14 protein-coding genes and 1 CRISPR repeat array are annotated in these 20327 nt (G+C 71.1%); of the genes, 2 read left to right on the top strand and 12 right to left on the bottom strand.

What is annotated here, in order from left to right:
• Nucleotides 1-5: 5 nt before the first annotated feature.
• From KBX00_RS11045 to KBX00_RS11055, 3 genes are read right to left on the bottom strand one after another with little or no spacing between them, the layout of a single operon-like run.
• Nucleotides 6-1616 carry an FAD-binding dehydrogenase gene (locus tag KBX00_RS11045; RefSeq protein WP_210825911.1) on the bottom strand — a complete coding sequence of 537 codons (1611 nt, stop codon included), beginning with the start codon at nt 1614-1616 and terminating at the stop codon, nt 6-8.
• Nucleotides 1613-2545: an NAD(P)-dependent oxidoreductase gene (locus tag KBX00_RS11050; protein ID WP_210825914.1), complete on the bottom strand. Its 933-nt coding sequence runs from the start codon at nt 2543-2545 to the stop codon at nt 1613-1615. Before KBX00_RS11050 ends, KBX00_RS11045 begins: the two co-directional genes overlap by 4 nt.
• A 10-nt stretch (nt 2546-2555) precedes the next feature.
• On the bottom strand, nt 2556-3830 hold the full coding sequence (locus KBX00_RS11055) for an MFS transporter (protein ID WP_210825916.1): 1275 nt from the start codon (nt 3828-3830) through the stop codon (nt 2556-2558).
• Between the two features lie 101 nt (nt 3831-3931).
• Here KBX00_RS11055 and KBX00_RS11060 point away from each other — a divergent pair, with 101 nt between their 5' ends.
• On the top strand, nt 3932-4621 hold the full coding sequence (locus KBX00_RS11060) for a GntR family transcriptional regulator (RefSeq protein WP_210825917.1): 690 nt from the start codon (nt 3932-3934) through the stop codon (nt 4619-4621).
• Entirely contained in the window at nt 4618-5697 is a 1080-nt protein-coding gene (locus tag KBX00_RS11065) for a tartrate dehydrogenase (RefSeq protein ID WP_210825918.1), read from the top strand. The genes KBX00_RS11060 and KBX00_RS11065 overlap by 4 nt, the downstream gene beginning before the upstream one ends.
• 686 nt (nt 5698-6383) lie before the next feature.
• A CRISPR array of direct repeats spans nt 6384-8608; the repeat unit is 29 nt; unit sequence GGGATCATCCCCGCGTGCGCGGGGAGCAG.
• 312 nt (nt 8609-8920) lie between these two features.
• Here the strand turns inward: KBX00_RS11065 and cas2e are convergent.
• Genes cas2e through KBX00_RS11110 form a run of 9 tightly spaced genes read right to left on the bottom strand, consistent with a single transcriptional unit; the run spans nt 8921 to nt 20077 of the window.
• Nucleotides 8921-9328: a type I-E CRISPR-associated endoribonuclease Cas2e gene (cas2e, locus tag KBX00_RS11070; RefSeq protein WP_301547712.1), complete on the bottom strand. Its 408-nt coding sequence runs from the start codon at nt 9326-9328 to the stop codon at nt 8921-8923.
• The gene (gene cas1e / locus KBX00_RS11075) at nt 9328-10290 is read right to left on the bottom strand and encodes a type I-E CRISPR-associated endonuclease Cas1e (protein ID WP_210825919.1); all 963 of its coding nucleotides are present in this window, start codon (nt 10288-10290) and stop codon (nt 9328-9330) included. Before cas1e ends, cas2e begins: the two co-directional genes overlap by 1 nt.
• Nucleotides 10287-10964, bottom strand: a complete 678-nt coding sequence (gene cas6e, locus KBX00_RS11080) for a type I-E CRISPR-associated protein Cas6/Cse3/CasE (RefSeq protein ID WP_210825920.1) — start codon at nt 10962-10964, stop codon at nt 10287-10289. Before cas6e ends, cas1e begins: the two co-directional genes overlap by 4 nt.
• A 2-nt stretch (nt 10965-10966) precedes the next feature.
• Nucleotides 10967-11668, bottom strand: a complete 702-nt coding sequence (gene cas5e / locus KBX00_RS11085; RefSeq protein ID WP_210825921.1) for a type I-E CRISPR-associated protein Cas5/CasD — start codon at nt 11666-11668, stop codon at nt 10967-10969.
• The gene (gene cas7e / locus KBX00_RS11090; RefSeq protein ID WP_210825922.1) at nt 11665-12789 is read right to left on the bottom strand and encodes a type I-E CRISPR-associated protein Cas7/Cse4/CasC; all 1125 of its coding nucleotides are present in this window, start codon (nt 12787-12789) and stop codon (nt 11665-11667) included. Before cas7e ends, cas5e begins: the two co-directional genes overlap by 4 nt.
• Nucleotides 12786-13460 carry a type I-E CRISPR-associated protein Cse2/CasB gene (gene casB / locus KBX00_RS11095; protein ID WP_210825924.1) on the bottom strand — a complete coding sequence of 225 codons (675 nt, stop codon included), beginning with the start codon at nt 13458-13460 and terminating at the stop codon, nt 12786-12788. Before casB ends, cas7e begins: the two co-directional genes overlap by 4 nt.
• A complete protein-coding gene (gene casA / locus KBX00_RS11100; RefSeq protein ID WP_210825926.1) occupies nt 13457-15118 on the bottom strand; it encodes a type I-E CRISPR-associated protein Cse1/CasA in 1662 nt (553 codons plus the stop codon). The genes casB and casA overlap by 4 nt, the downstream gene beginning before the upstream one ends.
• Before the next feature lie 16 nt (nt 15119-15134).
• Nucleotides 15135-17981 (bottom strand): CRISPR-associated endonuclease Cas3'', encoded by a 2847-nt coding sequence (locus KBX00_RS11105; RefSeq protein WP_210825928.1) that lies wholly within the window; start codon nt 17979-17981, stop codon nt 15135-15137.
• Nucleotides 17978-20077 carry a UvrD-helicase domain-containing protein gene (locus KBX00_RS11110; protein WP_210825930.1) on the bottom strand — a complete coding sequence of 700 codons (2100 nt, stop codon included), beginning with the start codon at nt 20075-20077 and terminating at the stop codon, nt 17978-17980. The genes KBX00_RS11105 and KBX00_RS11110 overlap by 4 nt, the downstream gene beginning before the upstream one ends.
• Between the last annotated feature and the right edge of the window lie 250 nt (nt 20078-20327).

Here is a 20327-nt window from a genome sequence, read left to right on the forward strand (position 1 = left end):
GTTCCTCACTTCTTGGCGATCGCTCGGCCGGCCTGCCGGCCGGAGAACAGGCAGCCGCCCAGGAAGGTGCCCTCCAGGGCGCGGTAGCCGTGCATGCCCCCACCACCGAAGCCGCTCGCCTCGCCGGCGGCGTAGAGGCCGGGCACCGGTTGCCCGGCGGCGTCCAGAACCCGCCCGTCGAGGTCGGTGTGCAGGCCGCCCAGGGTCTTGCGGGTGAGCACGTGCAGGCGTACGGCGATCAGCGGTCCGGCCTTCGGGTCGAGGATCCGGTGCGGCGGGGCGGTCCGGATCAGCCGGTCGCCCCGGTAGTTGCGGAAGTTCCGGATGGCGGCGATCTGCAGGTCCTTGGTGAACGGGTTGTCCAGTTGCCGGTCGCGCGCCTCGACCACCCGCCGGACCTCGGCCGGGTCCAGCAACGGCGTCTCCGTCAGCGCGTTCATCCCCTTGACCAGTTCGTCGAGGTCGGACGCCACGACGAAGTCCGCACCGCGGTTCTTGAACGCCTCGACCGGTGCCGGCGCACCGGCCCGGATCCGGCCCAGCACCTGACGGACGCTGCGGCCGGTCAGGTCCGGGTTCTGTTCCGACCCGGACAGCGCGAACTCCTTCTCGATGATCTTCTGGGTCAGCACGAACCAGCTGTGGTCGTACCCGGTGGACCGCAGGTGGGCGAGGGTGCCGAGGGTGTCGAAGCCGGGCGACAGCTCCGCCGGCAACCGCTTCCCGAGGGCGTCCAGCCAGATCGAGGACGGCCCGGGCAGGATGCGGATACCGTGCGCCGCCCAGATCGGGTTCCAGTTCTGCAACCCCTCCACGTAGTGCCACATCCGGTCCGGGTTGATCACCGCTCCGCCAGCCGCCGCAGCGATGTCGATCATCCGGCCGTCCACGTGGGCCGGCACTCCGGAGATCATGTGCTCGGGCGGCGTGCCGAGTCGCTCCGGCCAGTTGCGACGGACCAGGTCGTGGTTGCCGCCGATGCCGCCGGAGGTCACCACCACCACGGGCGCGGACAGTTCGAAGTCCGCGACGGCCGTCCGGCTGGTGGCGGCGCCGCGTTCCGCGCCGCTCGGTTCGAGGATCTTCCCGCGTACGCCGGACACGACGCCGTTGGTTCGCACGATCTCGTCGACCCGGTGCCGGAACCTGACCGTGACCTTCCCGGCGCGCAGCTTGGCGATGAACGGCTCCAGCAGGCCCGGCCCGGTGCCCCAGGTGATGTGGAAGCGGGGCACGGAGTTGTTGGCGCGCTCCGCCCAGCCGACGATCGGGAACAGCTTGATGCCGAGCTGGCGCAGCCAGGCGCGTTTCTCGCCGGCGGCGAAGTCGACGTACGCCTCGGCCCAGCGCCGGGGCCACTCGTCCTCGGGCCGGTCGAACCCGGCGTTGCCCAGCCAGTCCTGCCAGGCCAGCTCCCGCGAGTCACGGATGCCCATCCGGCGCTGCTCGGGCGAGTCGACCAGGAACAGCCCACCGAACGACCAGAACGCCTGGCCGCCGAGGCTCTGCTCGGGCTCCTGGTCGAGCAGGAGGACACTGTGCCCGGCGTCCACCAGCTCGGCGGTGGTGACGAGACCGGCCAGGCCGGCCCCGACAACGATCACGTCAGCGGTCATCTTCTCTGCTCCGGGTCGATCAGGTGGGCGTTGACGGAGGTCTGTGGTTTCCCGGCCAGGGCGGCGGCCAGTTCGCGGGCACCGAGCAGGCCGGCGTCGCGGCGGGCCTCGGTGGTCTGGCCGGCCATGTGCGAGTAGACGGTGATGCCGTCGACACCGCGCAGCACGCTGTCGGCGGGCAGCGGTTCGACGTCCACCACGTCGAGGGCCGCACCGGCGATCCGGCCGGACCGGACCGCCTCGGCCAGGGCGGCCGCGTCGACGATCGGGCCGCGTGCCGTGTTGATCAGATGAGCGGTCGGCTTCATCCGGGCCAGTGCCGCCGCGTCGATCAGGTGCCGGGTACGCGGGGTCAGCGCGGTGTGGACCGACACGTAGTCGGCGTCGCGGAGCAGGCTTTCCAGGGGCACCTCGTGGCCCAGCACCGTCATGCCGAACGCCTCGGCGAGCGGTCGCACCCGCTGGGCCACCGCGCCCCGGCCGATCAGGCCGAGGGTCTTGCCGCACAGCTCGTGCCCGTCCTTGCGCGGCCAGCCGCCGGCCGCGACCCCGGCTGCCATCGGCACCAGGTGCCGGGCCTGGGCCAGCAGCAAGGCGATCGTGTACTCGGCGACCGCGTTGGCGTTGATGCCGGGCAGGTTGCTGACGCTGATGCCGAGGCGGGTGGCGGCCGCGACGTCCACCGAGTCGTACCCGACGCCGGTGCGCACGATCGCCCGCAGCCCGGGCGACGCCGCCAGCACCTGCTCGGTCACCGGCTCGTTCGCGATCAGCGCGCCGTCGGCACCGGCCAGCGCGGCGATCAGCTCCGCCGGCTCACGCGGCCCGCGCATCGGGTGATGCCGGGTGACGAAGCCCTGGCCGGTGAGATAGCTGTCCACCTCGTCTCCTGGCCTCAGGTAGTCAGTGGTGATCAGGATGGTCGGCATCGGCTCTCTCTCACTGTGCTACGGCGGGGGTCGTCTCGCGGGTCCGTTCCAGGCGGGCCAGCCGGATCACCACCACGGCGGCGAGCGTGGCCAGCACGGCGATGTCGAGCAGCATCCAGTTCCAGCCGACGAGGTCGACCGCGGCACCGACAAGCGCCGGCCCGGCGAAGCCGCCGAGATACCAGGTGACCGCGTAGAGCCCGGTGTAGGCGCCGAGCATCCGGCTGGACGGGGCCAGGTTCCACAACGCGACCGCCGCGTTGATCAGGAACCCGGCGGCACCCATGGCGGCGAGGCAGAACAGCACGACCGTGCCGGTGGGGGTCCGCACGACGGCACCGGCCGCGAGCGCCCCGGCGAAGACGGCGATGCCGATCAGGATCACCCGCAGCCGACCGAAGCGCTCGGCCGCCAGCGCGGCCGGATAGGCCGCGATCAGGTACGCGACGCCGCTGGGCAGGGTGAGCCCGCCGGCCTCACCACGGGTCAGACCCAGCACCTCCATGCCGTACGGGGTCATCAGCGACCGGGAGGCGAACCAGGCGCCGCCGAAGAGGAAGACGGTGAGCAGCAGCAGTACCCGGCGCCGGTCCCGGCTGGTGACCAGTTCGGTGACGACCCGCCACAGTGGTGATTTCGTCTGGTCAGGTCCGGCGTTCGCGTCCTCGGCCACCGCGGCCTGATAGGCCGGGGACCGGCTGTCGCGCACCTTCATGATGATCACGGCGGTGACGACAAGCATGATCGCCGCCGGGATGACGAAGGCCGCCCGAGGGTGGTCGTCCACCACCAGAAGGCTGATCAGCGACGCCACGATGATGGTCAGCGACGTGGCGATCTTGACTACGGCGTTGGTCCGGCCGCGCCGCTGTGGTGGTACGAAGTCCGGGGTCAGCGCCTCGGCGAGCGGTCGCATGGTGTTCGCGACGAGCGCGTAGCAGACCATCACCGCGACAAGCGTGACCAGCGAGGTGGTCCAGGGCAGCAGCAGGAAGAACAGTGCGCCCAGGGGCATGCCCACCGCCAGGTACGGGATGCGCCGCCCCCACCTGGTCCGGGTGTTGTCCGACCGGTTGCCGATCCAGGGCTGGATGAAGATTCCCAGCAGGTTGTCCATGCCCATCAGCGCGCCGACGAGCGCGGCGCTCGTGACGTGCTCGCGCAGCAGGACGGGCACCTGGTTGTCGTAGAAGTTCCAGGTCGACTCCTGCGCGAACAGCGCGAGCGCGATGAAGAAGGTGATCTTTCGATACGACACCTCGTCGCGGGTTTTCATTTCGGCCATGTCGCCTCCACGTAACGTGTGCCGCGTCACGCTAGTTTGCTATAGCAATCTCGTCAACAGTCGCGTGTAACTTTTGCGATGGCATGCGTTAGGGTGTGGCCATGACAGTGACCGAGACGCTCGGCGACCAGGCGTACCGTCAGGTCCGCGCCGCCATCGCCGCCGGTGAGCTCGCACCGGGAGAGAAGGTGACCGAGCGCGGGCTGGCCGAACGCCTGTCGATCAGCCCCACCCCGGTCCGCGAGGCCCTGCGGCGACTGGAGTCCGACGGGCTGATCGAGCGGATCGGGCCGCGTACGGTGCTGGTAGCCGAGATCCGGGACGCCGCCATCGACGACCTCGCCGAGGTCGAGGTCGGCCTGCGCGGGCTGGTCGCCCGGTTCGCCGCCCGGCACGCCACCGCCGACCAGCTCGACACCCTCGACGAGATCCTCGACCGGGCCGACGACCTGTTGATCCTGTTGAAGGAGCGCCGCAGTCAGGGCCTGCCGACCGAGCGGCACCTCACCGCGCTGCTCGACACCATGGTGGAGTTCAACGAGACGGTGAACGCCTGCGCCCACAACCCGGTCCTCGTCCGGATGCTCGACCAGAGCCGGGTCTTCACCCGCCCCCAGCGGCGCGAGCTGCTGTTGCGGCGGGTCGCCGAGGACGACACCTTCGGCATGGAGCGCTACACCAGCCACCGCGCCCTGGTCCGCGCGCTGCGCGCCGGCGACTCCGCCACCGCCGAACGCATCGCCATCGCCGACGCCGAGGGTGGCCTCGACGCACTGCGGAGGGGCCGATGACCCACCGGATCGCCGTCATCCCCGGCGACGGGATCGGCAAGGAGGTCGTACCCGCTGGCATCGAAGCCCTGGAGGCGACCGCCGGGCGCTTCGGCCTACGGCTGGAGTTCACCGACTTCGGCTTCGCCAGCGCCGACTACTGGCAGCGGCACCAGCGGATGCTGCCGCCCGACTGGGAGGAGACGCTGCGCTCCTTCGATGCCATCTACTTCGGGGCGGTCGGCTGGCCCACCGTGGTGCCCGACCACATCTCACTCTGGGGCAGCCTGCTCCAGTTCCGGCGCACCTTCGACCAGTTCGTGAACCTGCGGCCGTGCCGGCTCATGCCCGGCGTCCGCAGCCCACTCGCCGACCGCGAGCCCGGCGACATCGACTTCCTGGTGGTCCGCGAGAACACCGAGGGTGAGTACTCAAGCGTCGGCGGGCGCATCTTCGAGGGCACCGACCGGGAAACCGTGCTCCAGGAGACGGTGATGACCCGGATCGGCGTCGACCGGGTGCTGCGCTACGCCTTCGAGCAGGCGCAGCGCCGCCCCAAACAGCACCTCACCTCGGCCACCAAGAGCAACGGCATCGCCATCTCCATGCCGTACTGGGACGAGCGGGTGGCCGCGATGGGCGAGCAGTTCCCCCGCGTACGGGTCGACAGGTTCCACATCGACGCCCTCGCCGCCCAGTTCGTGCTGCACCCCGAGTGGTTCGACGTGGTCGTCGCCAGCAACCTCTTCGGCGACATCCTCTCCGACCTCGGCCCGGCCTGCACCGGCACCCTCGGCATCGCCCCCAGTGCCAACATCAACCCCGACCGCCACCACCCGAGCCTCTTCGAGCCGGTGCACGGCTCCGCGCCGGACATCGCCGGCCAGGGCATCGCCAACCCGATCGGCCAGATCTGGTGCGGCTCGATGATGCTCGACCACCTCGGCCACCCCGAGGCCGCCGCCCACCTCCTCGGCGCCATCGAGGACGTCCTGGCACTCGGGCCGAAGGAGTCGCCCCTCACCCCCGACCTGCACGGCACCGGCACCACCGCCGAACTGAGCCACGCGATCGCCGAACGCGTCCGCGAGCGCTGAGCCTCACCCCCGGCGGGATCACCCCGCGTGCCCGGGGAGCAGGCCAGGTGGCCGGTGAGCTGCGCGGAGGCCCGTGTCGGCGTACAGGTCCGGGTGCGGAAGGTACGGCTGCGGAGTGCACACCGCGCCAATCTCGATCCTGGTCGGCGAGAGCCCTCGACTTGGCCGCGATCCAAGTCGGTGACGTTGCGTGGGGTTTGCGGAAGCCCAGCCGATCTTCATCACTCGACGTGGATCTGCCGATGCGCACGCGCCGGGTCGCACCCATCGCCCGACCGCCAGGAGCATCCTCATGTTGATCAAGGCGACTATGGGCTCTGTCGACGTCCGACCCGTTGCGGCAGGAGGCTTGGGGTGGGGTGTGTGGATGCTGTCGACCTGATAGCGCAAACGGATCGCAGCCGGAACGCAGTCCGGGTCACAGCCCGTGGCCACCGCGACAGCGCACGGCGTGATAGCACAACCGGTTCAGCTCGACAGGGCCCACACACCCTGCCACGGGCCATCACCTGGCCGTAAGGATCTCCGCGAACCAGGTGCCGACCCTGCTCTACTGGTAACCCAGCGTGAGCAAGGAAGGAGTCACTGCGTCCGCAGCCGCCGGCCGAGCCGGAGCGGCAGACATCCCGGCCTGTGTACGTCTGGCGTACCTGGCTCTGCACTGAAACCCGTACACCGACAGCCCGGGGATCACCCCCGCGTGCGCGGGGATCAACGGGTCTGCTCCAGCTGCCGGTCCCGTCCCTCGGGATCACCCCCGCCTGAGCGAGGAGCAGCGTGGCGAGATACGAACGGACACCCATCGCCCGGGATCATCCCCGCGTGCGCGGGGAGCAGATCTCCACGTTCATCTCCCATTCGGGGGAGCAGGGATCATCCCCGCGTGCGCGAGGAGCAGGTGCCCACCCGCCGGGCGGACGGGTTCATCCCGGGATCATCCCCGCGTGCGCGGGGAGCAGAGTGGTGCTGGCGGTTGTCGCTGTCCACCCCCGGGATCATCCCCGCGTGCGCGGGGAGCAGTTGCGTGCCCCGGCCACGTCGGGGGTGGTGCCGGGATCATCCCCGCGTGCGCGGGGAGCAGGCCTCGGCGGGATCGTGCACCAGACCCTGGTAGGGATCATCCCCGCGTGCGCGGGGAGCAGGCCTCGGCGGGATCGTGCACCAGACCCTGGTAGGGATCATCCCCGCGTGCGCGGGGAGCAGAACGCCCGGTACTCCGCGCCAAACTCGCCGTCGGGATCATCCCCGCGTGCGCGGGGAGCAGTCCTTCACCGGCGACCAGGCGGCCGCCGTCGTGGGATCATCCCCGCGTGCGCGGGGAGCAGGTCGCATGTTCAGGATGCGTCGTGCGAGGGTGGGGATCATCCCCGCGTGCGCGGGGAGCAGACGTCGAGCCTCGCCGTGCACTGGCCGCCGTTGGGATCATCCCCGCGTGCGCGGGGAGCAGATTCTGAAAGGGGCATCACTGCCGGCCCCCCGGGGATCATCCCCGCGTGCGCGGGGAGCAGCCGGTCGTAGCACTGTCGGTCAGTAGTTGCAGGGGATCATCCCCGCGTGCGCGGGGAGCAGCCGGTCGTAGCACTGTCGGTCAGTAGTTGCAGGGGATCATCCCCGCGTGCGCGGGGAGCAGGAGTAGACCAACCGCACGCACTAATGGTGCAAGGGATCATCCCCGCGTGCGCGGGGAGCAGGGCTCCTCATCGGTCGTCCACCAACTGGTCCCGGGATCATCCCCGCGTGCGCGGGGAGCAGGTGGCGAGCTTCGGCGGGGGCGGTGGGGTCGACGGATCATCCCCGCGTGCGCGGGGAGCAGGCGGTCGGCAGTTCCGGATGTTCATGGTCTTTGGGATCATCCCCGCGTGCGCGGGGAGCAGGTTTGCCAGCATGGCCAGCACCGTCGCGGCGCGGGATCATCCCCGCGTGCGCGGGGAGCAGGAGCTGCCGAACGAGCGGGACACCGTCACCCGGGGATCATCCCCGCGTGCGCGGGGAGCAGAGACCTAATTCGTTCGTGAGGCCGTACGTCTCGGGATCATCCCCGCGTGCGCGGGGAGCAGTGGCGGGGTGGGCTCGCGCATCATGCCACGTCGGGATCATCCCCGCGTGCGCGGGGAGCAGGGTGAACTCCGACAGACCCTCGATCTTGATTGGGGATCATCCCCGCGTGCGCGGGGAGCAGTTCTGCCGCTGGCACTGGTCGGTATCGGAATCGGGATCATCCCCGCGTGCGCGGGGAGCAGGATCCGGCGTCGAGCAGCTCGCGGCTAAGCGTGGGATCATCCCCGCGTGCGCGGGGAGCAGCGCCGCGGCGTGCATCGAACCGACGTTCACCCGGGATCATCCCCGCGTGCGCGGGGAGCAGGTCGCCCAGTACCGGTCGATGTGGGACGACATCGGATCATCCCCGCGTGCGCGGGGAGCAGTGGATCAAGTCCGCCAGCACGGCGTTGTGGGAGGGATCATCCCCGCGTGCGCGGGGAGCAGGACTCCCCGGCGGTGAAGTCGGCCTGGACGGAGGGATCATCCCCGCGTGCGCGGGGAGCAGGACGCGCCGTTCGGCGTCGCGGGGTTCGGTGAGGGATCATCCCCGCGTGCGCGGGGAGCAGGGCCAGCCCCTTCGTTGGAGCCGACCCCGGCTGGGATCATCCCCGCGTGCGCGGGGAGCAGAGTCACCCGGCCACGCCCCGCAGCCCAGACACGGGATCATCCCCGCGTGCGCGGGGAGCAGGCCGCCCTCGCCTCCGCCGCGCTCCGCCATCCCGGATCATCCCCGCGTGCGCGGGGAGCAGCCGTAGGGCTCAGGCGCTGCTCAACGCTGAGGGGGATCATCCCCGCGTGCGCGGGGAGCAGTCGGCGCGGCTAAGACGCAGCCGCGCGTAGTCAGGATCATCCCCGCGTGCGCGGGGAGCAGACTTCCTGACCTGCGGCGCTAAAGATCAACTGTGCTGTTTTCCTTCACTTTGACTCTCAAGATCCTTCGCTCCTCTGCCATGGGTCACCGGTGGTGGGACGTGGTGCGGCGGAAGCCTGGGTCGAGGGTAGCGGGTGCCATGGCGAGGGTCACCCGCAGCGCGAATGGTGCCGGGCAGCACGGCGGCGAGCCGCCGGCGGCGAGGTGCTGTTTCGGCGACGGAGCAACCGTTGCTTTCAGAACCTGGCCCGACAGATCCTGTGCCCGTGCGGCCATGAGCGGGAAATCCGGAAGCACCCGGTGGTCTGGGGGTCAGCTGTCGCGGTGTTCACCTTGCTCCGAGGCCCTTGCCACGGGAGCGGCGCTGTCTGTGCCTCGGCGGCCGAAGCGGCGGCGCTTCGACGCCTTGCTCCAGCCTCGGGACGTGGCGGGATTGTAGGTGGGGCGGGCAGCGGGTCGGCGGATCAGGGTGATGCCGTCGAGGTTCACCGGCTGCCAGTGGTGATCGTGCACCTGGAAGCAGAGCCGCTGCTCGCCCGGCTGTTGGTGGACCAGCAGTGCCCGTCCCGGTCCGGCCATCTCGACGACCTTGGCCCAGAGTCGCTGCCGGATCCGGCTGTTGACGTGCCCGACGTACACCCCGGCGGATATCTCCAGGAGCCACTGGGTCAGGTGCCCGCGCAGGCCCTCGGGGCAGGCGGTGAGGATGATGACGGTCATCAGAAGTCGATATCCTCACCGTGGTTGTGGCCGCCGGCAAGCTCGTACCCGCTCTCGTCCCAGAGGCGTACGGTGTCGCGTTCCGCCTCCTCATCGAGCCACTCCTCGTCAATTGCACCACCCGGGCTTAGCAGCAGGGTCCGGATGTCGCGTACGCATCGGTCCAGGAGCGCGCCGTCGTGCACCCGGTCACGGACGGCGCGGCGGGTGTCCCCGCCGATGTCTTCCGGTGCGCGGGCGGCGATGTCGAAGGCGACCGGGATGGTGATCTCGGCTTTGTAGAGGTCGGCGATGTCGTAGACGAACGATCGGTCGTGACCGGTGTGGACGAAACCGAGCCCGGGTGAAGCGCCGATGGCCACGATAACGGCGTGCACGATGCCGTAGAGGCAGGCGTGGGCGGCGGACAACGCCTGATTGACCGGGTCGCCGCCGCTGAAGTCGTCCGGGTCGTACATGCGGTTGTTCCAGGTCACGCCGGTGCGATTGGCGTGTTCGCGATAGCACCGACGGACCCGTGCCCCTTCCTTGCCGCGCAACTGCTGCATGGTGAGCGCCGTGGTGTCCTCGCCGGGGAACCGCATCCGGTACATCGCCCTGGCCACCTGGAGCCGCCGGTCGCGGTGCGCGACGGCAGCGGCCTGGGCGACGAGGAGTCGGCTGGATCGGGCCAGGGGACGTCCGTGGGCGTAGTAGCGGACGCCGTGTTCGCCGACCCAGACCACGGTGGCGCCGTTGTCGGCGAGCAGCATCATCGCCTGCTGGGTGATGCTGGTGCCCGGCCCGAGCAGGAGCACGCCGAGGGTGGCGGCCGGGATGTGGACGATCCCCTTGTCGTCGGTAGTGGTGATCGCGTTGCTGTCGCGGTGGATGACGCAGCGTTCGAGGTAGATGAAGCTGAGCCGATCCTGAACCCGGTTGAGGTCGGCCAGTTCCGCCGGTGGGACGCCCGGGATCTTCACTGGCCACCCTGGACAGGGGCGAGGGTCAGCAGCCCGCAACCGTACGCCTTGGCGTGCCCGATCCCGCTGGTGAGCGCCCGCCGGAACGGCTCGGCGTCCATGACGTGGAGGATGCCGTCGAAGGTGGCCGTGGTGAGGGTGACGGTCCCCATGCCGCGTTTGAAGGACTGTGTCTGACGCCGATGCAACCGCAGGTTGGGGCGGCCGTCCTGCTGGGCCGCCAGCGTGAAGCCGTGTCGCTCGGCCCGCCCGAGCAGCCAGGCGGCCTGTTCGTGCTCGCGGAGGTAGCCGAACCGTTGCGTCTCCTTTGCCTCGGCGGTCTTCCGCCCGCTGTGGGTCGGGTTGGCGGTCAGGCGGAACGCCCACTCCTGGCCCGCTCGCAGCGAGGCGAGCAGCCCGTCGTACTCCCGGGTTGTCCAGGCTTCGCCGCTTGTCGGCCAGCCGGCCTGCTCGACCAGGTGGGTGAGGTCGGGTCGGCCGGGGCTGACGATGTAGAGGTGAACGGTGGCGGTGGCGGGGGTGTCGAGGCGCCACAGCGTACGGGCTCCGGGTCGCTCGTAGTCGGCAGCGTCGGCGAAGGCGGCGCGGACGGCCGCGTGCATGGCGTGCGGCGAGGCGAGCAGCCTGCGCGCGTTGCGCCGGGCGGCGTTGATCTGGAACCGGGTGAGGAACATGCTCAGCCTCCCAGCAGGCTCAGCGGGTCGTGCTCGGCGACACCGGCCCGCTCCGCGAGATCATTCGTGACGTCGACGTGTCGGCGCACCACGGACCGCCAGGTGTGCTGCCGATGCGCGGGGTCGAAGCTGACCGGCTCGTCGGGGATGGTTTCGGTGACCGGCTCCCCCGGCCGCGCATCCCGGATGATCTCCAGGCGGACGGTGTGGGCGGCCTTTTTGCGGTGCCATTCGGCGGCGCGCCACGGCCACAGGTTGAGCGCGTCGTCGAGGGTGTGGTCGTGGACGCCGAGGCTGATCGGGCCGACCGGTGGGCAGGAGCGACGGCCGAGATAGAGGGGGAACTGGGGCCGGTCCAATGCCTCGGCCAGGCCGGTCAGTAGAGTCCGTTCGCCGCTGACAGCGGCGAGGAAGACCGCGTCGGAGAGGTAGAAGCGGTAGGTCAGGGGTGCGCTGCGACGTCCGTCGAGGGACCGCGCCGTCTGGAAGTCGCGCAGGATCTGACCGGGCTGGTCCAGGCGTACGCCGAACTGGAGGCCCAGCAGGTCGGTGAGCGGTTCGGTGCGCCGCATGCCCTTCGCGGCGGCGAGCAGGCCGATGACTCCGCTCTTGGTCGGAGCGACCTCGGTGCCCCGTCTGGTGAAGCGGCTGGACGAGCCCCAGGATTGCAGCGGACCGGCCAGTTTCAGCAGCAGCACACTCATGCCGGCTGCCCGAGCGCCACGGTGACCTGCTCCCCCACCCCGGCGACGAGTTCGCTGAACGTGACCGCCTTACCCAGGTCGGCCAGCACCGCGGTCCGCTCGCCGACCTGGGTCACCCAGCTGCCGACGGGCCGCTCCCCGTAGGCGCTCTCGACCGCCACGGTGTGCTTCGCCAGTGCCTCGGCGGCCAGTGCGATGCGCCCGGCGGCGTGCGTCTCCCGGATGGGCGTCTCGAAGGCACCGACGAGGTTGATCGGCTGGGTGTCGCGCAGCCGGACCAGCACGGCGTCGGGCAGCGTGCGGTGGGCGAAGGTGTTCTGCTTCCCGGTCGGCATGCTGCGGGCGAACGCGGTCAGGAACGCTTCGACGGCGGCCCGGGTGGCTGCGGCGTCGCCGAGGGTACGGTGCAGCGCGTCGACGTCCAGTGTGGCGTACCGGTACAGGGTGGACGAGTTGAACTCGACGGTGCCGATCATGCCGGCGCCCGTTTCGGCGGCGTCGGCCTTCCGGTCGTCGACGGCGGTGAAGTAGTCGAACTCGTTGTCGACGGCGTGGACGCTTATGGCGTGGGAGACCTGGCAAGCGGCGTCGACATTGATGTCGGTCATGTCGGCGACCATCCGCCCGAACATCGCGATGTCGACGGAATGCTCCGAGTCGACGAGCGCCTTGAACCGGGCCTTGTCGAGGGTGCCCCCGGCCTGCGCCGCCGCCAGCACGGCGGCGGCGAGGTTGTCCAGTTGCCGGTGGCTCAGGAACAGCAGGTAGCCGGACTCGACGTCCTTCAGCTCGCCCTTCTTTTTGTCGACTTTGGCCAGGCCGCCGGCCACGAAGGTCTCGGTGGCCAACGTCGAGGCAGCCTCCTCGGACAGGCTCGGGTCGAGCGCCCGAATCCGTACGGCGAGGGACTCCCCCACCCGCTTGGTCCGCTCGCCGAGCTGGGCGCGGTCGAGCAGGTCGGCGAAGGCCAGCCGGATCGCCCGCTTCCACGCCTGGCTGGACACCCGCGCACGGCGTACACCCCCGTAGACGGCGGTCTTGGGTGAGCCGGTGTCGTCGCGGTTGAGGTTGCTCGGCGGCACGGTCTGCAGGGCGTAGACGTCGATGATGGTGCGGCTCATGGGAGATCCTCCTCGGGCTGGTCAGGTGTGGGGGCGTCAACGTCGGTGCTGGGTCGGCTGCGGAAGAACTCCCGCCCCCAGATCGCCTGGATCTTCGGGCGGTGATCGGGGTGCTGGAGGGTCTGGAGGTCGTCGGCGAGCAGGCCGTAGTCGAGTGGGATCTGGTGTTCCCGCAGCATCGTGATCAGGCTGCGCAGGTGGTAGATGCTCTCGGGGTAGGTGCTGGCCGTGCCGAGGGCGGCGAACCGCCGCCGTACCCCGTCCGGCCCGGCCGACCTGCGGGCCAACTCGGCCATGGCCTGGCCCAGCCCGCGTCCGTCGGCGTGCATGCGTTCCCGGCGGGACTGCTGGTGCAGCGCGTACAGGGTGACCGCGTCGTGGGCGGCCTGCTCGGCATCGGTCGGCTCGGTATCGTCGGCCGGGCGGTGACCGAGCAGTTCCTCCGGCACCTGCACGTACCGCTCAAGCGTGAAGTCGAAGCCGGGGGTCCGGCCGATACCGCGCCGCAGCCGCGCCAGCGCGCTCACCGCCTCGGGTTGCGGCACGGTGCTCAACGCCCGCGCCTGTAGGCGCCCGACGGTCCTGGCGACATGCTCGCCGAGTTCCCGGCGACGCCGGTACCGCACCTTCTGGACCGGGCCCGCCGGATCGGCTTCCACTGCCGTGGTCATGCTGGTTGCTCCTGTCTCTGTTGCGGGGACTCGACCCCCATCGGCAACGCCCTGGCCAGGCCGGTCAGGAACCACGCCTCGGCCTGCGAGCTGGAGTAGTGGACGTCCCGGCCGGCCCGGTCCTTGCCGGTGCGGCCGACCCACGCCGTCGGGCCGGCCGCCGCCACCAGGTCGGAGCCGAGCTGCCTGATGGCCCGCCAGACCAGCCGCTGCCATTCGCCTCGCTCGGCGGCCGGGTCGCTGTCCGGCCCGAGCCGGGCAAGCCAGTCGCGGAAGGCGCGGTCCAGCAGGGCGTACGCGCGCTCGGCGGCACGGTCGGCGGCGCCGCCCTCGGTGTCCCGGCTCCCGGCGGCGCGGGCCACGTTGTCGGCGAGCCGGCGCAGCACCGTCACCGCGGCCTCGGCGTCGCCGGCCGCGTCGACGGCTGTCGCGCGCAGCGCCGAGTCCGCCACCAGCAGCAGCACGTTCATGGTCAGCGCGTCGCTGAACACCTCCTCGACAACTGACTGCTTGGCGCCGTAGGTGATGCTCACGGCACGGGTGCGGGTCTGGAAGTCGGTACCCACGACGCCGGTGACGGTGAGCCGGGCCAGCCACTGCACCACCATCGGCGGCAGCCGCTGCGGCGGTTCACCACCGGGGGTCGGCGGCGCGGGCAGCAGGGTTTGCAGCCCGCGCCACAGGGCCCGGCCGTGGGCGTGCGGTCGGGGCAGGTAGATCGGGGTGCGTTTCTGGTCGCGTTCGCGGGGTGCGCTGCGGCCCCACACGCTCAGGGGCTCCATCAGGTGCCGGTCCTGCCATTCGATCCGGTCACCGTTGGCGATCATGGCTCCGGTGATGCCGCCGGCGTTCCCGAACAGCCGGATGCGGCGGGACTGCCAGGTGTAGAGGCTGAGCAGCCCGTACGGTCCACGAGTCGAGACGGTCTCCTCGGCGGCGGTGTGCGGCTCGCGCTCCCACACCGGTAGATCCCGATCGTCGGCCTCCCGCCAGGTGGGCGCGATCGGCACCAGATTGAGCAGCAGGGTCTCCCGCAGGTTCGCGCCTTCCAGGTGTACGCCGCCAAGCCACCCGACGGATCCCGCGCCGATCGGATAACCCTTGCCGTTCTTGGCCTGCGGGTCGCCGACCGCACCGGTCTTGATGCCGGAGGTGTCGTACGCCTGGCAGTGCACCACCCAGCGGGCCGCCTCGGCCGGAGAGATCGACTCCATGCCGGGCCCGGCCCGGGTGGTCAGGAACGGCATGCCGGCCGGGACGTCGGCGATCAGCCGTTCCAGGCCGTACGTGTTCTCCTTCGCCGCTCGCAGGTCGGCCACCTGGTAGAACGGCTGTCGCGGATGCAGCAGGTCGAACCGATCGCGGAAGGCGTCGAGATACTCGGCGATGTCCACGGTCGGTAGTCGACGGTCCCGCCACAGCGTGCGCCAGGCGGCCTCCCCCGGCGGACCGTCCGTGGCGCGGTGCAGGACCGCCAACGCGAGCCGCAGGATCGCGAAACTCTGCGTGGGCAACTCGCAGGCGATCATGCGTAGGTCGTCGGCCTGCTCGAACAAACCGAGCAGCGACACCTCGCGGCGTGTCCCCGCAACGTCAAGCACCGGAATCCACGCCTGGTCAACAAGCGAGAACCCGGCGTGCTGTGGTGTTCCGGTCATCGGTATCACCTCCAACTCAGGTAGTGGTGCGCGTCGTACGCAACCCCTCGTCCGGGTCGTAGTGCAGCTCGAAGCCGGCGACCGAGGCGATCCCGTTCGGGTCGATGTCGAGCACCAGTTCCCCGGCCAGCCACGGGCTGTCCTGCCAGGCCCGCAGGTCGTTCCGCTGCTCCAGTTCGGCGATGACCTCGTCGACGATGCCGGCGGCGGTCATCGCTCGCGGCAGCGGCAGGGTGCAGCGGGCGATCATCCGAGGTAGCGGCCATCTGGGAAGACTGCCGGTCGGCACCGTTACCCCACCCCCGTCGATCCATGGTGGAAGGATCAGGCCCTGCGGGGCGCGTACCAGGAGCAGGACTTCGAGGGTTTCGGCGTCGGTGTCGCGTACGTGGCCCTGCGCCACGCGCTCGTCGGCGTCGCCGACACCGCCGGAGAGCCAGCCGATCAGGGGTACGCCGGGTTCGGCGACACCGGCCAGGCGGAAGCTGTCTGCCTTCGACTCCTTGGTGGCGATCTCGTCGCGCTGTTTCGCCTCCGCCTCGGCCATGGCGGGCTGCCAGGTCTCGGGGCCGGCCGGGGTGTCGCCGTAGGCGGTCTGGGTGATCGGCGCGATGTCCTGCGGTAGCCGCACCGGCTGGCCGTCCAGATAGGGCAGGAGCACGGCGGCGCTGCGCAGCAGGGTCGCCGGCTGGTAGACCCGTCGTGATCCGCTTACCGGCTGGGGTGGTTCGGCGGTCCAGTCGGCGCCGGTGATCCAGCAGGTCGGCGTCGCGAGCCGGGCGGGCCGATCGGCGCGGGGGTGGCGGTGCAGCCGGCCGATACGTTGCAGCACCAGGTCGACCGGGGCGAGGTCGGTGACGAGCAGGTCGAAGTCGATGTCGAGGGACTGCTCGGCGACCTGGCTGGCCACCACCACGTGCCGGTGCGGGCGGTCGCCGCTGCTGCCCGGCGGGCCGAAGGTGTCGCGCAGCCAGCGGTCCTTGGCGGCCCGGTCGACGGCCATGAAGCGGGAGTGCGCCACCGACACGGGGGTGTCCGGCCCGAGGGCCGCGCGCAGTGCCGCGGCGGTCTCCTGGACCCGGGCCACGGTGTTGCGGACGACGAGGGCGCACCCACCGTCGGCGAGCTGGTCGCGGAGCAGGTTCAGGAGTGCGGGCAGGTCGTCGGGCAGCCGCCGCAGCGTCACGTCGATGCCCCGTCCGGAGTCGCCGCAGCTGGTGGCGGTGGCGCCGCGTCTGTCGGTGGAGACGGTCACCAGGGGGTACCGCAGGTCGGTGCGCAGCGGCGCGTACGGGTCGATTCGTGGTTTGCCCCGGTCGCGCCAGGTGAGCGGCGGGGGTGGGCCGAGGCGGCCGTCGTCGTACGCCTTCATCAGCTCGGCCCGCCGGTGTGCCGGCAGCGTCGCGGAGAGCACGACCACCGGTACGCCGTACGCGCCGAGCCATTCCAGCGCCCGGTCGAGGAACCGGCCCATGTAGACGTCGTAGGCGTGTGCCTCGTCGATGACGACGACCTTGCCGGCCAGGCCGAGATGGCGCAGCACGAGGTGTTTGCTGCGCAGCGCGGCGAACAGCAGTTGGTCGACGGTGCCGACGACGAAGCTGGACAGCATCGTCCGCTTGGCCCCGGCGAGCCAGCGGTGCACACCGATGTCGGCGCCTCCGGCGTCCTCGCCGATGCCGCTGGGCAGCGAGGTCGTCCGCAGGTCGCCGTAGTCGGGGTTGAGGGCGGCCTTGCCGTGAGCCAGCCGCACGTCACGGTCGCCCCGGCCGACCTGCGTGTCGGGCAGCCGGCGCAGCCAGGACAGCATCCGGCCGAACATGGCGTCACTGGTGGCCCGGGTGGGCAGGGCCAGGTAGCAGCCGGATGCGCCGGTACGGCGGGCCAGGATCTCCACCGCCGCCAGGGCCGCCTCGGTCTTGCCCTCCCCCATCGCCGCCTCGACGATCATCATGCCGGGCGTGGGCATGGTCCCGGCCAGGTCGGTGACGATGCGCTGCACCGGGCGTGGGGTCGCCTCCGGGGGCAGCGCGAACCGTGCCGTGAACAGCTCGTCCACGCTGGCCGGCGCGGCGGCGGGTCGCCAGGGCACCGGCAGGTCCACCAGCTCCCACCCGGTGCGTAGCCGATCGGCGTCGCTGCCGGTGAGCAGGTACGGGAAGTACTCCTCGTTGCTGGCGATCCAGTCGGCCACGATGACCAGGCCGGTGAGCAGGGCCTGCACCGGTTGGGAGAGGGCGACGCCGCGCCAGTCGGCGAGTCGGTCGCCGGCACCGGACCGTTGCGTCATCCAGGTCAGCAGCTCGTGTTGCACGGGCCGCCAGGCGTCGCCGCCGAGCAGGTGGGGGCGCACCCGCACGTCCCGCAGGCCCAGGTCGGTCGGCGGCACGCCGTGGTGCCCGCCGACGACCACGGCGTACGGGTGCGGGTCGGCCCAGTTCTGCTCGTGCAGCCAGTCGGCCAGCAGCACGTGCCCGGCGATGGCGTGCGGCGCGTACCTGCGGTCGGCGCTGATCAGGTCCCGCTGGTAGCCGAGTCCGTGGTCACGCATCCGCTCCGCGAGGTTGTACGCCTGGCAGGCGAAGGCGGGGGTGGCCTTGCCGATGTCGTGGATGCCGGCGAGCCAGACGAGCAGAGTGCGGGCGTCGGCTTCCGTGCCGGGCAACTCGTCGGCGATGCGGTGCCGGGCGGCGCGGCCCAGCCAGTGATCCCACAGCTGTCCGGCCACGTCGGCGGTGTCCGCCAGGTGCCGCCACAGCGGCAGCCACCCCACGGGTGAGGTGCCCAGCCGGTCGGTCTTGCCCCAGACGGTGCGGGCCGCCACGCCCAGCGGCGGGGCGTCGGCGCTGACCCGGGCGTTCATCGGGCCACCGGCAGCAGCGGGCTCGGCGTACCGCTGTGGGACAGGTAGAGCACGTCCCGGGCCCGGGTCAGCGCGACGAACAGCAGGCAGCGTTCCCGCTGGAGATCCTGCCGGTGGGCGTGGGGGTCCTCGGCGGCGGAGGTGAGCGCGTGTGGTGCCGGCAGCACGCCCGCGTCGAGCCCGACGACCGCGAGGCACTGGAACTCCAGCCCCTTCATCCGGTGCATGGTGGCCACCCGCACCCCGTCGGTGCCGCGCTTGTCGTCGGCGACGGGGATGTGGGCGTCGCTCAGGATCCGGCCGACGGTCTTGACCAGTTGTCCGGTACGCACGGCCACGCCGACCGCGTGCGGTTCGACGCCCTGGTCGAGCCAGGTGCCGACCCGCTCGATCAGCGCCTCGCACTCGCCGTCGCGGCTGACGTGCGCGGCGAGTTGGGGTGTCCCGCCACGGGTGACCGAGCGGTAGCCGCGCAGCGTGTCGTCCTGTCCGTCGAGCCCGACGGTGGCGTCCCCGCCGAGCACCTTGACCGACAGGTCGAGGATCTCGTGGGTGGTCCGGTAGTTGACGCTGAGCCGGCGGGTGCAGCCCCGGACCTCGATGCCGAGCTGGGCCAGTGACACGTGGCTGTCGTAGATGCGCTGGTACGGGTCGGCGAGCAGGAACATGTCGTTGGGGCCGGGTGCCACCAGCGCCCGCAGCAGGCGCCACTGGGCCGGGTGCAGATCCTGTCCTTCGTCGACGACGACGTGCCGATACGGCGCCGGTGCGTGGCGGGCGATGGCGGCGGCGTCGTCGGCGAGCTGGGTGTGGGTGCGCAGCCGCCGCCTGGCCAGCTCGCCGGTCACCGTCTCGATCACGGTCCACACCTGGTCGCGCTGCGCGGCGCGCAGGCCGGCGCCGCGTCCCCGGCGGGTCGCCTCGCGGTACGCCTCCCGGGTGGTCACCTGCTGGGCCAGCACCACCTGCTCCCACTCGTGCCGCAGGAACGCGGGACTGTACGTGGTGATCTGGCCGGCCCGGTCGAGGTAGGTCGGGCCGGCCTTCGCCGCCGTCTCCCACAGCTGGTCGACGATCTCGGCATCGGCGACGGTGACCCGGCCACGGCTCCGGGTGACGATCTCGTAGGCGAGCTTGTCGACGCTGATCACGTCGATGCGGGCGCGGACCGCCGGGTCGTCGGTGAGCCGGTGGAGCTGTCGGGCGAGGGCCTCGGCGAGGGCGCGGGTGAACGTGGTCAGCAGGACCTTCTGGCCGTCCGGCAGCCGCCGGGCGAGGAACACCGCTCGGTGCAGGCCGGTCACGGTCTTGCCGGTGCCGGCACTGCCGGTGACCAGCGCGGGCCCGCTGTAGGTGTCGCGGTAGGCCACGTCCCGCTGGGTCGGGTGCAGGAAGGTGCGCCACACGTCGAACGGGTGGGCGAGAATGGCGGCGAGTTCCACCGGCCCCGAGACGAAGGCGATCCGTTCGGGGGTGCGTCGCGCCGCGGTCAGCAGATCGTCGGTGTCCACCCCGGACACCGTCCGGTCGGCCAGTTCCGCCCAGACCTCCTCGACGGACAGCCCGCTGGCCAGGCCGAGCAGCACGTCGAGTTGGCTCTCCGGCAGGCGTCCCCCCAGGCCTTCGAGTTGCTTGTCGGTGGTGATGACGCGCAGCAGCGGCAGCAGGTCCGCGTCCACGCCGAGCCGGTTGAGGTCAGCCACCGAGACGTGGGCGAACAGCCCGGCGCTCGCCGGTGACGGTTCGGCGCGGGCGAACTCCTCGATGCCGACCTGGTCGCGCATCTCCAGCACCCCGAGGGTCTGGTTGACGGTGAAACGGCGGCTCACCGCGAAGGCGATCGCGTCGTCATGGGGCAGGACGTCGAGCAGTGCGTACCGGTCCTCGCCGAGCGCGAGCACCACTCCCCGGTAGAACTGGTCGATGCGGATGGTGCGGATGTTCGGGTCGCGCGCACCGGTCAGCTTCTCCAGGTGCAGGCCCGCGTGGGTGTGCTCGGCGAACTTGCCGATGGCGGCGTCGACGGCGCGCTGCACCCGGCGTTGCAGCCGGGCGTAGGCGGGCAGGAAGCCTCTGCCGATGGCCAACTCAGCCATACATCCCCCGATGACGGGCACCCGGACACGGCCAGGAGCGAGATGAACGAACTGTCGTGTGCCGGACACGACCGGCGGTCTGGTTCACGCAGCATGGACGGCGGCACGAGCGCGCACCGCTCCGCGTCGAGCCCATGATGCACCTTGTGAACCATGCTTGCAAGAGCGTTCTTGTTGGCGATGTTCACCGAATGAGATGCGGCGTGCCGGACGGATGTGCCCGGCCGGATGCGGCCCGGTCGTTATGCTG

Source organism: Micromonospora sp. C95 (assembly GCF_018070465.1).
Classification (GTDB): domain Bacteria; phylum Actinomycetota; class Actinomycetes; order Mycobacteriales; family Micromonosporaceae; genus Micromonospora.